At 44.6% G+C, this 14246-nt stretch carries 15 protein-coding genes and 2 tRNA genes; 1 reads left to right on the forward strand and 16 read right to left on the reverse strand.

Annotated elements, in window-relative coordinates; translation table 11 throughout:
- Position 1: 1 nt before the first annotated feature.
- From ABUE20_RS19025 to ruvA, 11 genes are all read right to left on the reverse strand, one after another.
- Positions 2-77: transfer RNA gene (locus tag ABUE20_RS19025), tRNA-Lys, on the reverse strand.
- A gap of 28 nt (positions 78-105) precedes the next feature.
- Positions 106-181 (reverse strand) — tRNA-Lys (locus ABUE20_RS19030).
- 156 nt (positions 182-337) lie between these two features.
- A complete protein-coding gene (gene ybgF, locus ABUE20_RS19035; protein WP_408621551.1) occupies positions 338-1270 on the reverse strand; it encodes a tol-pal system protein YbgF in 933 nt (310 codons plus the stop codon).
- A 7-nt stretch (positions 1271-1277) separates the two neighbouring features.
- The gene (gene pal, locus ABUE20_RS19040) at positions 1278-1841 is read right to left on the reverse strand and encodes a peptidoglycan-associated lipoprotein Pal (protein ID WP_408621552.1); all 564 of its coding nucleotides are present in this window, start codon (positions 1839-1841) and stop codon (positions 1278-1280) included.
- A gap of 39 nt (positions 1842-1880) precedes the next feature.
- A complete protein-coding gene (tolB, locus tag ABUE20_RS19045) occupies positions 1881-3239 on the reverse strand; it encodes a Tol-Pal system beta propeller repeat protein TolB (protein WP_408621553.1) in 1359 nt (452 codons plus the stop codon).
- Entirely contained in the window at positions 3240-4169 is a 930-nt protein-coding gene (tolA, locus tag ABUE20_RS19050; protein WP_408621554.1) for a cell envelope integrity protein TolA, read from the reverse strand.
- 15 nt (positions 4170-4184) lie between these two features.
- On the reverse strand, positions 4185-4619 hold the full coding sequence (tolR, locus tag ABUE20_RS19055) for a protein TolR (RefSeq protein WP_408621555.1): 435 nt from the start codon (positions 4617-4619) through the stop codon (positions 4185-4187).
- 8 nt (positions 4620-4627) lie between these two features.
- Complete coding sequence (gene tolQ / locus ABUE20_RS19060) at positions 4628-5320, reverse strand: protein TolQ (protein ID WP_408621556.1); 693 nt, start codon at positions 5318-5320, stop codon at positions 4628-4630.
- Complete coding sequence (ybgC, locus tag ABUE20_RS19065) at positions 5310-5708, reverse strand: tol-pal system-associated acyl-CoA thioesterase (RefSeq protein WP_408621557.1); 399 nt, start codon at positions 5706-5708, stop codon at positions 5310-5312. Before ybgC ends, tolQ begins: the two co-directional genes overlap by 11 nt.
- 83 nt (positions 5709-5791) lie before the next feature.
- Positions 5792-6802 carry a Holliday junction branch migration DNA helicase RuvB gene (gene ruvB, locus ABUE20_RS19070; protein ID WP_408621558.1) on the reverse strand — a complete coding sequence of 337 codons (1011 nt, stop codon included), beginning with the start codon at positions 6800-6802 and terminating at the stop codon, positions 5792-5794.
- Positions 6803-6822: 20 nt separating this feature from the next.
- Positions 6823-7449, reverse strand: coding sequence for a Holliday junction branch migration protein RuvA (ruvA, locus tag ABUE20_RS19075; RefSeq protein WP_408621559.1), 627 nt, complete (start codon positions 7447-7449; stop codon positions 6823-6825).
- Between the two features lie 248 nt (positions 7450-7697).
- On the opposite strand from ruvA, the gene ABUE20_RS19080 reads away from it, so the two are divergent.
- Positions 7698-7982 (forward strand): ComEA family DNA-binding protein, encoded by a 285-nt coding sequence (locus tag ABUE20_RS19080; RefSeq protein ID WP_408621560.1) that lies wholly within the window; start codon positions 7698-7700, stop codon positions 7980-7982.
- Between the two features lie 51 nt (positions 7983-8033).
- On the opposite strand, the gene ABUE20_RS19085 is transcribed toward ABUE20_RS19080, so the two are convergent.
- From ABUE20_RS19085 to cysD, 5 genes are read right to left on the reverse strand one after another with little or no spacing between them, the layout of a single operon-like run.
- Complete coding sequence (locus tag ABUE20_RS19085) at positions 8034-8951, reverse strand: DHH family phosphoesterase (RefSeq protein ID WP_408621564.1); 918 nt, start codon at positions 8949-8951, stop codon at positions 8034-8036.
- A 38-nt stretch (positions 8952-8989) separates the two neighbouring features.
- Positions 8990-9595 (reverse strand): adenylyl-sulfate kinase, encoded by a 606-nt coding sequence (cysC, locus tag ABUE20_RS19090; RefSeq protein ID WP_408621561.1) that lies wholly within the window; start codon positions 9593-9595, stop codon positions 8990-8992.
- Positions 9596-9602: 7 nt separating this feature from the next.
- Positions 9603-11336 (reverse strand): SLC13 family permease, encoded by a 1734-nt coding sequence (locus ABUE20_RS19095; RefSeq protein ID WP_408621565.1) that lies wholly within the window; start codon positions 11334-11336, stop codon positions 9603-9605.
- Between the two features lie 5 nt (positions 11337-11341).
- Positions 11342-12757, reverse strand: coding sequence for a sulfate adenylyltransferase subunit CysN (gene cysN, locus ABUE20_RS19100; RefSeq protein ID WP_408621562.1), 1416 nt, complete (start codon positions 12755-12757; stop codon positions 11342-11344).
- A gap of 60 nt (positions 12758-12817) precedes the next feature.
- Positions 12818-13738, reverse strand: coding sequence for a sulfate adenylyltransferase subunit CysD (gene cysD / locus ABUE20_RS19105; RefSeq protein WP_408621563.1), 921 nt, complete (start codon positions 13736-13738; stop codon positions 12818-12820).
- Positions 13739-14246: the final 508 nt, after the last annotated feature.

Below are 14246 nucleotides of genomic sequence, written 5' to 3' on the forward strand. Positions count from 1 at the left end.
ATGGTGGGTCGTGCAAGATTCGAACTTGCGACCAATTGATTAAAAGTCAACTGCTCTACCAACTGAGCTAACGACCCTTAGAGATTACTGAATGTATTGAGAGAATGGTGGGTCGTGCAAGATTCGAACTTGCGACCAATTGATTAAAAGTCAACTGCTCTACCAACTGAGCTAACGACCCGTTCATGTCTCAACGGCGGCCTATAATACTTATTTCACGCTGATGTGCAACCGAATTTTTTATCTTTTGAGTTGATTGCTTAGCAAATAAACAAGTATTTACGATTCGGAGAAATTTAGCACAAAAATTCAACCAACCGACACGGCCACAATTCTATTATTTATTTAATTGGGTTAACTGCGTTTTTGCCAATCTCGCTGCACTACTATCCGGGAAACGAGTTACTAGCTGTGTAAAATACTGCTTCGCTTCATCCGTATGCTGTTGCTGCAACGCTAATTGCCCCAATTTCATCAGCGATTCAGGAACCTTACTCGATTTGGGAAACTGATCAATCACCGCTTTAAACTGTTCCGCAGCTTTATCCTGTTGACCCTGAGTATACTGCAACTGACCGAGCCAATAGTGTGCATTCGGCACATATTGCGACTGAGGATATTGGGTTAAAAAAGTTTCAAAAGCCGGAATAGCCTTCGCAAACTGTCGATCCTGCATCACCAACTTCACAGCTTTATCATAATCAGCTTGCTCATTACCTGCCGGGGCAACAGGCTCGAGTGTCGTTGAATGGCTCGAAGAATCCGTTGATGCAGTCCCATTCGTCTGCAACTGCGCAAATCGGCGATCCATTTCCTGATATAAATCCCGCTCACGCTGCACAATCTGCTCTATTTGATGTCGCTGCTGTTCGATTTTTCCGTTCAGATCAGCAAATTCATCGGCTAATTGAGCCAACTGCTGCCGAATCGCCAATGAAGACTCGCTACGAGCATTGAACATCCGTTCTAAACGCTCAATCCGCTGCTGCACGGTCATATGCGAAGTATCATCAAATTTGGGCTGTGGTGGTAATACCGTCGCCTGAGGAGCCGGAACAGACTGGCTTGTGTTCGGCTGAGCTGAAGTCGCCGAAATAGCACTTGAATTAATCGCGGCAACCGCTGGAGAACTTTCACCTGCGGTCAGAGTTACAGGCGCAGGCTCAGATTGCCCGACAATCGATAAATCCGTTACAGGCACATCAGCAAAACTAACATTCATCCCGAAGGCGGCTGCTATGGCAACCGCTGACACTTTAAGTAATCTCATGATGTTCTCAATAAACTAAGACGGCCCGGCGATTTTTTGCCATCCCTGCGGGGGTATGAGAATTATCTACCGGTTTTTCTTCACCATAACTAATTGTTGAAATTTGATCAGCAGAAACACCTAAGCTTTCCAAGTATTGAACAACAGCTTTGGCTCGGCGTTCTCCTAATGCGATATTATATTCTGGTGTTCCGCGTTCGTCTGTATGACCTTCGATCAAAACATGGACATCCGGATGGTTACGTAAAAATGCCGCATGCTCTTCCAATAACTGCACAAATTCATTACGGATTTCAGATTTATCAAATTCAAAGTAAATAGTTTGGTTCTGTTTTAAAGCGTCGAGTTGTTGCTGCTTTTGTTCCTGAAGTGACAGCACCTGATCGGCGGACCCCACTTCAACATTTGAACCATTCTGTCCGGAATTGGCAGCCTGCTGGCTGGCTGTTTCGCCACCAGTCACTTGTACATTTCCGTCATTAGCTGATTTGCTATGGTTCATACTACAGGCACTTAATGCCCCCAACACAACAGCGATCAGCACACCTTTTAAATTGCTACTTACTTGCATTCAAATTTTCCTTATTGATGTAGAAAGTTACGGTATTCATTAGTTTAAAAATGGCGACCATGCCGGAGCCTTAACATCACCATCCCGGGCTGGTAACGTCGCTTTAAACCGACCATCGGTAGAAACCAAAGCTAACACCTGTTTACCATGTTCAATCGTACTGTAAATAATCATACTGCCATTTGGAGCAATACTTGGTGATTCATCAAGCGACGTCTGTGTCAATACCTGTAAATAGCCTGTTTTTAAATCCTGACGGGCAATCCGATATTCACCATTGGTTCGGTTAACCATCACAATAGATTGATCATCCGGAGCCACTTCAGCGCCCAAATTCATATCCCCATCCCAGCTTACGCGAGTAATTTTCTGGCTATCCACAGCATAACGGTAGATCTGTGGATTACCACCTCTTTCGGATGAAAAATAGACATATTGACCATCATGAGACCAAGTGGGTTCGGTATCAATACGGCGACTATTTGTGACCCGTTTCAATTTACCACTCGCCAGATCCTCGATATAAACTTCAGGCTGACCATCTTTTGACAAAACTAAAGCCATTTTGCGCCCATCAGGGGACCACGCGGGAGCACTGTTAATTCCCGGATAATGAGGAAGCCGAATCCGTTTTGGAGGTTGTCCATTCACAGCATGCAGATCCTGAATGTAAATATCTAGTCGTCGATTTTCCATACTGACATAGGCTAACTGTTTACCATCAGGAGACCATGCTGGCGATAAAATCGGCTGCTGAGAACGCAATAGAACTCGTTCGTTATAGCCATCATAATCTGAAATTCGCAGTTGATAGGGATAAGTGGCTTTGGGATTAAACACAACATAGGCAATACGCGTTAAGAAAGCCCCTCGTTCTCCGGTTAAAGCCTGATAAACATGATCGGAAATCAAGTGGGCGTACTGACGCATCTGCGCTGCCGTAACGGTCCCATTGCGGCTTAACAGCACATGCTGCGACGACTTAACTAATTGCCCATTCTGCAATTGACTGTCGCTTCCCATCTGACCTTGCAGCACATCAACTAACGAATAACTAACCAGATATCGATCCGGTTCGGGCTGACTAATGGTCCCAATCAACACCCCTTCAACACCTAATGAAGCCCAAGATTCACTATTGACATCTTGTACAGAGCTCGGAGTCTGAGGCATGCTAGCCACTTTGATCGGGTTAAACTTACCACTCCGACGCAAATCATTAGTAATAATCTGACTAATATCAACCGGTAAATTCCCTTTTCCCTGCCATTGAAACGGAACCACTGCAACAGGTCTTGCAGAATCAACCCCCTGTGTAATCAGAATATCTAAGGCGGCAAAGCTGCGGGTCGAAATCAACAGCGCGCACAGGACCAGAAATTTCACTAATTTCATCATTTAACCACCAGGTTTCAGAGTCATATTCAAAACTTTCATTTTTTCAAACACATCCGGATCTTTTGACACCGGAACTTGCTGAGTTTTCCAGACTGCAGCCTGAGCAGCTCGGCAAGCCTGCGGGTCCCCATTCGAATGACTAACCGATAGAATGAGCCCACTTGATGCAACTTTAATCGTCAGACTACAAGTTTTCCCTTTTAATGAATCATCCAGGATCACATTACGCTGAATCGCCGAAGTGATCATGGCCTGATACTTTTGAACCTCACTCATCACCTGACGATTTTTCTGAGCTAACTGTTCAGCTTTCATATCGGCTAATAACTGTTGTTCTGCCTGTTGCTTACGTTTAGCCTCTTCCGCTTCCTGACGAGCCTTCGCCAATGCGGCTTCTTTCGCTTTACGTTCAGCCTCGGCTTTTCGAGCAGCTTCTTCTCGCGCTTTTTGTTCAGCCTCAGCCTTCTGCGCAGCTTCTTGTGCTGCTTTACGTTGGGCTTCTGCAACCTGGCGAGCCTTTTCTTCTTTCGCGCGTTGCTGCGCAGCCGCCTTGGCTTGTTGCTCTGCTAACTTACGCTGTAATTCGGCTTTTTTGCGAGCCGCTTCTTGTTGCTGCCGTTGTAATTCCAATTTTTTAAGTTGTTGCTGTTCTGCAATTTTTTGCTTTTCAGCCGCCTCTTGCTGACGACGCAACTCATCTAAACGCCGTTTGGCTTCCTGCTCTTGCTGACGCCGCTGATTTTTTAGTTGTTCTACCTGCTGTTCTACCTGCTGTTGGGATACCGCAGTGGCTTGAATAATAGGCTCCGATGGCGCCGCAGAGGCCTGCTTCTCAAGGTGCGTCCAGTCAAAAGATAGCGAAAATGCAGCGATCAACAGCCCATGCAGCACTACCGAGATAACAATATATAAGCGATATGTCGATTTCAAACTGCGAATTCCTGTCTACTGATTTTCAGGTGGCTGAGTCATCAATCCCACCGAAGGGACACCCGCCTGCTGACTCAACAGTTGCAACAACGTTACAACCTGATCGTAGCGAACATTTTTATCCCCCCGAACCACAACCGGACGATTTTTATCAATCTCCAATTCAGCCCTAACACGTGTCACTATCTGGGCAGGACTCAGAACATCCTGAGCACTCCCATTTCCGTCATCCAAATAATAGTGCCCCTGTTCATCCACTGTAGCCACTAACGGCGGTTTGCTATCTTTAGGTAATGGTTGTGAAGCGGCTTGGGGTAAGTCGACCTTAACCCCCTGAGTAATTAATGGGGCTGTCACCATAAAAATAATCAGCAACACCAACATCACGTCGATATAAGGGACCACGTTAATTTCAGCGACCAGTTTACGTCTGGGGCGATGACCCGGCATTGGCGTCCTCACGATTCACCTCGAGGCTGGTTATAAGTCTGGCGATGTAATATCCCGTAAAACTCATCCATAAAATTCGAATACGCGTTTTCCAAACGAGCGATCTGAGTATTAAAACGGTTATAGGCAATTACGGCCGGAATGGCTGCAAATAACCCCATTGCCGTTGCAATCAAGGCCTCTGCAATCCCCGGTGCAACCATCGATAAAGTGGCTTGCTGTACGCCCCCCAAAGCGACAAACGCACTCATAATTCCCCAAACAGTACCAAATAAACCAATATAAGGGCTGATCGAGCCAATCGTCGCTAACATCGGTAACTGCGTTTCTAAAACTTCCAGCTCACGGGATAAAGACACTCGCATCGCCCGATAAGTTCCATCCATGACGGCATCCGGATGACGCTGTCCGCCTTTTAGTAGGCGGACATACTCTTTAAATCCACTATGGAATATTTGTTCCATTCCCCGTAGTGAATCCGCTCGAGCATGGCTTTCCTGATAAAGATTATTCAGATCGATTCCCGACCAAAATTTACTTTCAAACTTTTTGGCTGCCTGAGCCGATATTTTTAATAATCGACGACGGCTAAAAATTGCAGCCCATGAGAAAACAGACATAGAAAGCAAAATCAGCATCACCAACTTGACTAAGATACTTGCCTGAAGAAAGAGTCCTATAATTGAAATTTCAGAGTGCACGCTCAATGACCTCTTTAATAGGTAGTGGGATCGGGATTAACTTCATTGATGTTGGATCAACAGCCGCAATCGTGACATCGGCTGAAGCAATAAGCTGACCATCTTGATCATGGATCTCCTGCTTAAATAGCATACCAACCCGCCGCATCTTAGCAACCTCAGTGGTTACAGTGATTAATTGATTAAAACGTGCTGGATGAACATATTTAATCGCCACTTCAGATGCAACAAAAGCAATATTCTGAGCCATGAGCTGATCTTGCTCAAGCCCTAACTCACGCAGCCATTCCGTCCGTCCTCGTTCCATGTATTTGAGATGATTGGCATGATAAACGATACCGCCAGCATCGGTATCTTCATAATAAATTCTGATATTAAGCTGTGTCATGAGATTACACAAACAACCTTATTTCACGATAACAGGCCTTACTATAACTGAAACGCTTATTTTTGTAAGGATAGGGAAAATACTTATTTTAAATCAGAGCGAATTTTCCCAAAATGGATAAAAGCCTTATCCGTCGCAATACGTCCTCTGGGGGTGCGCTGTAAATACCCCTGCTGGATTAAATAAGGCTCCAAAACATCTTCTATTGTTTCTTTATCTTCGCCAATCGCAGCCGCTATATTATCTAATCCGACAGGCCCACCATCAAATCGTTCAATCATAGATGAAAGCAACTTCGTATCCATGTAATCAAAACCAACTTCATCGACATGGAGCATCTCCAATGCTTCGGCGGCAACCTGACTATCCACATAGCCATTATGCCGAACATCGGCAAAATCACGGACCCTTCGCAGAAGACGGTTGGCAATTCGCGGGGTTCCACGGGAACGTCTGGCGATCTCAACGGCGCCATCCTCACTCATCGACATATTTAAGAACTCAGCACTACGAGTCACAATTTGGGTCAAATCAGCCGTATTATAAAATTCCAGTCGCTGCACAATACCGAACCGATCCCGTAGCGGTGAGGTCAGCATTCCGGCCCGAGTGGTTGCACCAATCAATGTAAAGGGCGGCAAATCCAATTTAATTGAACGAGCGGCAGGCCCTTCACCAATCATAATATCCAACTGATAGTCTTCCATCGCCGGATACAAAACCTCTTCAACCACCGCGCTCAAGCGATGAATCTCATCAATGAATAGGACATCACCCGGTTCAAGATTCGTTAATAACGCCGCCAAATCACCCGCTTTTTCCAATACTGGGCCAGAAGTTGTCTTAATGTTCACGCCCATTTCATTCGCGACGATATTCGCCAACGTCGTTTTACCCAAACCTGGAGGTCCAAAAACGAGCAGATGGTCTAATGCATCATTACGTCTGCGAGCCGCTTCAATAAAAATCTCCAACTGCTCACACACGACCTGCTGTCCGGTATACTCGGCCAATGTTTTAGGCCGCATAGCCCGATCAATCAGTTCTTCTTCATTTTTAGAACTGGCACTTATCAGGCGATCTGCTTCAATCATGATTTAATCCCTTAAGAAAATTAAGACACCATGGCCTTGAGCGCATGCCGAATGAGTTCTTCACTGCTCTGGTAATCCCGCGCAATTTTCTGAATCGCTTTTTCGGCCATCACTGGTTTATAGCCTAATGCGATCAACGCAGCGATCGCTTCTTCAACTGGGGAAATCTGCTCCTGAATCGGATGTTGCATATCCAACTGCAAAGCCGGATCAACACTCGAGACTGAAGGCAGCTCCACAGCCCAATGCTTAAGTCGATCTTTCATTTCAATCAATAATCGCTCAGCTGTTTTTTTCCCAACTCCAGGAATTTTAGTCAAACTGGTCAGATCCTCTGCATTCACAGCCTGTACAAATTGTTCAACATTCAGCCCAGATAAAATAGCGAGTGCTACTTTCGGCCCAATCCCATTCACCTTAATAAGTTCTCGGAATAGACTTCGAGAAGCATGATCATGAAAACCATACAGCAGTTGTGCGTCCTCTCTAACCACAAAATGAGTGATTAAAGTGACCGTTTCACCAATTTCCGGTAGTTGATAAAAGCAACTCATGGGAAGCTGCAACTCATATCCAACCCCTGAAACATCCAATAATACAAAGGGAGGTTGTTTTTCTTCTAATATTCCTCGGAGCCTTCCTATCACAGGCAACCCTCTCACACATCAAAATCTGTCAATAGCTTAAACTGACACTGGATTAATATCCAGTATTCACTTTTTCAAACAGTAGAGAATCACCATTACTCATATTGATATATTTGTTAATAAATGATTTTTCCGATATGATACCCTCAGATTATCCATGGGTAATCTGACTAATATGGACTCAATTTAACCTGTCAATATTAGTAGTCTCCAGTCATATCACTATTCTGTTTTATTGAGGAGGTAAGATGTTTAAACGGAATTGGCGAATATTATTAGGTTCAGTATTACTGAGTGTAGGTTTACATAGTTTTGCAGCGACACCGACTCCTAAAAGCCCCACGATCAATATCAATCATGCCAATGCAGCTGAACTGACCCAACTTCCGGGGATCGGTCCGAATAAAGCCAAAGCAATCATTGCATATCGAAAACAGCATGGCGATTTTAAATCAGTGTCGGAGCTAAGCCACGTAAAAGGAATCGGTCCTAAAATTCTAGAAAAAGATAAGGCATTATTGCAGATAAAATAAAACTAAATAGACTGGGCAATCCACGACGCCCAGTCTACCGTGATGGAACCATTACTGATAATAAGCACTGAATACGGACCAAAAATACTCAAGTTGATCAAAAGGTAACTGATTAACACCAGCGGCCGCTTCTCGCCCGCCCCCGCTAGGAAACTGGCTGCAAATAGCATTTGCTCCCTGACGGTTCGCTAACGGAGCTCGTACACTAATCGTATAGGTTTCATCCCCGTTATCGGTGACCACTGCATTTGCTCTCGTGGGCTCTTCATTCGCCAATTGATTACTATAAACTCCACTGACCCGTCGGCTCCAAGCCTGATGAGGAAGAATATACATCCGAGCCACATCATTCTCAGCATAAGGACGCAACTGCTTCACACACTGCATATCTTGCTGATAAGCTTGTTCAAGGTGAGTGAATACGGACTCAGATTCACGAATCAAATCAAACGGAGAATGATAACGACTCAATTGACGGTACAACTTCGCTGGATGCACGTGGAGATCCTCTAAATGATGACCATAGCCATTATAATTAACCAGTACTCCCAATGTTTTAAGCTGCTCGATTTGATGTTCTCCAAACCCCGAATCTTCAGCCAACTGGGTGGCGGTCGACACTAAATTATCGCCAAATGCAGCCGCAATCGCCCATTCCCGATAACGACCATTTAAATACCGATCCACGATTAAACTGGTACAAACTTCGGGAGCCGGATCGATCCGGGTGATCAATCCGGAATGATCCGGAATATCACCTGCCGCATGATGATCGAAATAAGTGACCTGAGCCCCTTCAGCCAAAACCCGCTCCAGCGCATCATGATTCGACTTCAATGATATATCCAACACGGTCAACATATCACCGGGCTGCACAGAGACCTGTTCCAGCAACTTAATGTCTCGTTTAACTCCGGTAACCAAGATGCTCTCACGAGGATCTGCATGGCGCAGTTGCAGTAACGCCATAATGCCATCAGCATCCCCATTAAATATATCAATATAACTCAATTAAAAATCCTTAGTTTCAGCAGTGTATCAATGACCTGCTGGGCACATTGAGTCACATCTTGCTGCGCTGTTTTTAAATGAATACCCGGGTTTTCCGGTGGCTGATAGGCCGAATCAATGCCGGTAAAATTCTTGATTTCCCCCGCCCGTGCTTTTTGATAAAGCCCTTTAGGATCCCGCTGCTCACATACCGATAAGGGTGTATCCACAAACACTTCAACAAAATACTCAGGGCCGACGAGTTGACGCGCCTGTTCCCGATCACTAATAAATGGGCTAATAAACGCTGTACTCACCACCAGCCCTGCATCCAGCATCAGTTTAGCCACTTCAGAAATACGCCGGATATTTTCAATCCGATCCAGATCACTAAATCCTAAATCACCATTTAAACCATGACGAACATTATCACCATCCAACACATAACTATGGACATGGCGCTCAAATAACAGTCGGTCAACCGCATTGGCAATCGTTGATTTCCCGGAACCACTCAACCCGGTATACCACAGTAATACCGGCTTATGCTGATTCAACTGTTGGCGTTCAAGGTAACTGACACTCCCTTGGTGCCATACTACATCACTACTTATTTGCGTCATCGTAAAACTATCCATGCAAAGAAAAAACTAAAGGAACTAAACCAATCACAACCGCAGCATAAATAATAGCGATGGGCCCCCCGACTTTCATAAAATCAGTTAACCGATAATGCCCGGCGTTATAAACCATCAGGTTAGTTTGATAGCCATAAGGGCTAATAAAACTAGCACTCGCCGCATAAGCAACCACCATTAACGGACCGATCGGGTTCATTCCCGCCGCCTGAGCAATTCCCCAAGCAAACGGGAACATTAAAGCGGCCGCCGCATTATTAGTGATTAATTCGGTTAATAGCCAGGTAATGCCATATAAAACAGCGATCATCAGCCAACCATAACCTTTCACCCCAAATGGTTTTAACAGCTCAGATAAATAACCCGTTAAACCGCTATTGTCTAAAGCTTGCGACAACAATAATGCTGATGCGACAATCAGCCATAGCTCACGCGGGAAACGCCGCACAATCTCATTCACGGTCAAACAGCCACTAAAGACTAACGCCGCCAGTAATACGACCAGCCCTTTTAATAATGGGATCATCCCAACCGCCGCCAGTGCAACAGCCAACAAAAAACCGCCAACCGCTAAATATTCACGCCATCCAGTTAAATGCCGGGTAATAGCAACCCCACTAATATGAATAAAATTTTTAACCAAATTATCCCGATTGGTAAAATCTGGGCCCACGGCTAATACCAGAAAGTCACCACTTTCCAGAACCACTTCCCCCAGTTTTCCTGATACTGGGCTACCATCCCGACGGATCGCAACTACCGCAGCATCAAACCGAGATCGAAAATTCACCGATTTTAATGTCTTACCCAAAAGCACACTATCCGGACGAACCACTACTTCGGTTAAATTAGACCCCAACAACCCATTGCTATCCGCAAACGTATTGAGTCCTGAAAATTGACGTAGTTGGTTTACTTTCGTGACGTCACCACTAAAGATCAGTCGGTCTCCAGCCTGAATCACTTCTCCCGGGTGCACCGGACTAATCAATTTTTTATTCCGAACTAATTCGGCCACAAACAGTGATTCCAGATGCCGTAATCCGTTAGCTTCCAAACTGCGACCAATGAGTGGGGACTCATCAGCCACCTGAGTATCGATCAGGTAACTTTTGTAATGATTCGGTTCAACAGGACGCTCTGGTAACCAGCGCAAGGTCAATCGTAAAGTAATCCCACAAGTAATCACTAATACGATACCTATCAAGGTAAAATCAAAAAAGTGTAATCCGGGTCCACCAACACTACGATACATACTGCTGACGATAAGATTCGTCGATGTTCCCACCAGCGTTAACGTTCCCCCAAGAATGGCCGCATAAGACAGCGGCAAAAGTAATTTACTGGGCGCATGATAAGGATTATTCCGGACCGGGGCCATCAACGTAGCAACTACCGCCGTATTGTTTAAAATAGCCGAGGCTAACGCAACTGAGGAAAATAACCTGAACCCACTCATATTCAACGAGGGACGTAGAATAAATGTGGCCAACACCCTTAAAATTTTTGTTTTCTCCAAGGCCAGAGAACATAAAACTAATAAGGTCAGAGTAATCAATCCAGGATTACTGAAGCTAGCCAAAAGCTGCTCCGTGGTGACGAGGTTCCCGACATAAAGTGCTAATAGCACGAGGGCAAAAACGGTAGCAGGACGCCGTTGAAAGCGGATAAGCGCTACCAAAGTAGCGCCAAATATCACAAGCACGGCAATCGCCGGCGCCGACAACGGGCTCATTTTAAGGCCGATATATCTTTGGCTTCCCAGTGCGGGAAGTGTTTGCGGATCAGCGCATTCAGCTCCAGTTCAAATGCACTAAACTGGGATGATGCCGCATTTAAATTCGTGGCCGCTGACTGGATCATTCCAGCACCAACCGTCACATTACTCAGTCGATCAATGATGATAAATGAGCCGGTATCACGCGCTTTATCATACTGATCGAATACCACTGATTCCGTAAACTGTACCGCAACCCGACCAATCTCATTCAACTGTAGACTTTCAGCACTTTCTTCTTCCAGCGTATTCACATCAATTTTGGCATCAATATGACGGATCTGTCCTGTCGTACTCTTAGTCGCTAATTTAAAGATATACTCTTTCGACACTAGCAAAGGGGCATCGGCCATCCAAACTACGTGAGCCGTAACTGCATCGGCGACCTGAGGCAGATTGTCACTATGAACAATCATATCGCCCCGGGAAACATCAATTTCTTTATCCAGTGTCAGAGTCACGGCCATCGGTGCGAAAGCGCGCTCTAAATCGCCATCAAACGTGACAATGCGTTCAACTTTTGCCACCGTTCCAGCGGGTAGAACCGTGATAGTATCGCCAACCGAAACACTACCACTGGTGATCGTTCCGGCAAACCCGCGAAAATCCAAATTCGGACGATTCACATACTGTACCGGGAAACGAAAATCACTCAGGTTTAACCCCGAAGTAATCGGAGCTGATTCCAACTGCTCCATCAATGTTGGTCCCTGATACCAAGGTGTCCGATCGCTACGGTTGACCACATTGTCACCTTCCAAAGCTGAAATCGGCACGAAATGGATGGTTTCAATTTTTAATTTTTTCGCAAATTCTCGATAATCCTGCTCGATTTTCTGAAACCGTTGTTCATCGAAATCGACCAAATCCATTTTGTTAATGGCAACAATGATTTGTTTAATTCCCAGCTCTGAAACAATGAAGCTATGTCGGCGGGTCTGAACCTGCACACCATGCCGGGCATCAATCATTACAATGGCCAGTTCACAATTTGAGGCCCCCGTTGCCATATTACGAGTGTACTGTTCATGTCCGGGAGTGTCGGCAATAATAAATTTGCGTTTATCTGTCGAGAAATAACGATAGGCGACATCGATGGTAATTCCCTGTTCACGCTCAGACTGCAAGCCATCGACTAACAACGCCAAATCAAATTCACCCTCGGTGGTATTAAACCGTTTAGAATCTTTTTTAATCGCGGCTAATTGATCTTCAAAAATCATCTTAGAATCGTGCAATAGCCGCCCGATCAGGGTACTTTTCCCATCATCAACACTCCCGCAGGTTAAAAACCGCAGTAGTTGTTTGTGTTCATGTTGTTTAAGATATCCGTGAATATCATCGGCAATTAAATTTGATTGATGCGACATAAAAACTCTCTGCTATAAATTCTGTGGTTTGGTCATCGGCTCTAAAATTGATAAGCCCGTTTAGAAATAACCTTCCATTTTTTTCTTTTCCATCGAACCGGTACTATCCCGATCGATTACCCGCCCCTGACGTTCGGAGGTCTTGGTCAGCAGCATCTCCTGAATAATTTCCGGAAGTGTTGTCGCACTGGATTCCACCGCTCCGGTTAACGGGTAACAACCAAGCGTACGGAACCGCACCATTTTTTGCTGGATTTCATCTTTTTCAACCGGCATCCGTTCATCATCGACCATGATCCAAGCCCCATCACGCCAAACCACGGGTCGCACAGCCGCTTTATACAATGGAACAATGTCGATATTTTCCAGATAGATATATTGCCAAATATCGAGTTCAGTCCAGTTTGACAATGGAAATACACGAATACTTTCGCCGGGATCAACACGCGCATTATAGGTATGCCATAATTCTGGACGCTGGTTTTTAGGATCCCAACGATGATGTTTGTCACGGAAAGAATAAACTCGTTCTTTCGCTCGCGATTTTTCTTCATCCCGACGGGCACCACCAAACGCCGCATCAAACTGGTATTTATCCAACGCCTGTTTCAACGCTTGAGTTTTCATGACATCAGTATGCTTAGCACTGCCAAATGTAAATGGGTTCATCCCCATGGCCATGCCTTCCGGGTTTTTATAAACCAACAGTTCAAACCCCAGTTCTTTAGCCATTCGATCCCGGAATTGGATCATCTCCCGAAACTTCCAGTTTGTATCCACATGCAATAACGGGAATGGAATTTTTCCTGGATAGAACGCTTTTCGAGCTAAATGGAGCATGACCTGAGAATCTTTACCAATGGAGTAAAGCATAACTGGATTATCAAACTCAGCAGCAACCTCGCGGATGATATGAATACTTTCTGCTTCAAGTGCTTTTAAATGCGTCAAATGATCATCTGATATAACTTGTTTGCCCATGTTTGACTTAACCTCTTTGCCAGCTCTCTGGCTGCTCTTAAAATAACTAATTCAACCATTCCAAATAAAAATAATATTGTTTTTATTTGAATTTCAGATCCCAATAACATTCGGTTCATTCATTAATGATAACGGAATTTTTTAAATCAAATCGCTTCATCAGATAACAGGGATCGTTACTAACGTGAAAAAAATTATACAGGATTGTTTATTCCTGTGAGCTAGAAGAATAGAGAATATTTAGAACAAATAGTTATAATTTATTGATAGAAATTTAATGAAAAATCCATCTGAAATATTCTTTTCTGGCATATAGCCATTCAAATAACACCGGCACAAAAAAACCACTTCAATGAAGCTGTCTTTTATACAGAAGTCCCTCACATGATGTGAGGGACTTTTTTTGAACTAAATTCTTGCTTCACGATCATAGCTTCAACGGATGGGCTTAGTTGAGGATACCTGAAATGATAAAAAGCAATAATGATTGGGCTGAAGAACAATTTGG

It is taken from the genome of Celerinatantimonas marina, assembly GCF_046054165.1.
Lineage (GTDB): Bacteria > Pseudomonadota > Gammaproteobacteria > Enterobacterales > Celerinatantimonadaceae > Celerinatantimonas.

What these genes read in the sequence shown, in the direction of transcription:
- ybgF (WP_408621551.1), bottom strand. Translation starts at nt 1,270, where the DNA reads ATGAGATTACTTAAAGTGTCAGCGGTTGCCATAGCAGCCGCCTTCGGG.
- pal (WP_408621552.1), bottom strand. Translation starts at nt 1,841, where the DNA reads ATGCAAGTAAGTAGCAATTTAAAAGGTGTGCTGATCGCTGTTGTGTTG.
- tolB (WP_408621553.1), bottom strand. Translation starts at nt 3,239, where the DNA reads ATGATGAAATTAGTGAAATTTCTGGTCCTGTGCGCGCTGTTGATTTCG.
- tolR (WP_408621555.1), bottom strand. Translation starts at nt 4,619, where the DNA reads ATGCCGGGTCATCGCCCCAGACGTAAACTGGTCGCTGAAATTAACGTG.
- ybgC (WP_408621557.1), bottom strand. Translation starts at nt 5,708, where the DNA reads ATGACACAGCTTAATATCAGAATTTATTATGAAGATACCGATGCTGGC.
- ruvB (WP_408621558.1), bottom strand. Translation starts at nt 6,802, where the DNA reads ATGATTGAAGCAGATCGCCTGATAAGTGCCAGTTCTAAAAATGAAGAA.
- ABUE20_RS19080 (WP_408621560.1), top strand. Translation starts at nt 7,698, where the DNA reads ATGTTTAAACGGAATTGGCGAATATTATTAGGTTCAGTATTACTGAGT.
- ABUE20_RS19085 (WP_408621564.1), bottom strand. Translation starts at nt 8,951, where the DNA reads ATGGCGTTACTGCAACTGCGCCATGCAGATCCTCGTGAGAGCATCTTG.
- cysC (WP_408621561.1), bottom strand. Translation starts at nt 9,595, where the DNA reads ATGACGCAAATAAGTAGTGATGTAGTATGGCACCAAGGGAGTGTCAGT.
- cysN (WP_408621562.1), bottom strand. Translation starts at nt 12,757, where the DNA reads ATGTCGCATCAATCAAATTTAATTGCCGATGATATTCACGGATATCTT.
- cysD (WP_408621563.1), bottom strand. Translation starts at nt 13,738, where the DNA reads ATGGGCAAACAAGTTATATCAGATGATCATTTGACGCATTTAAAAGCA.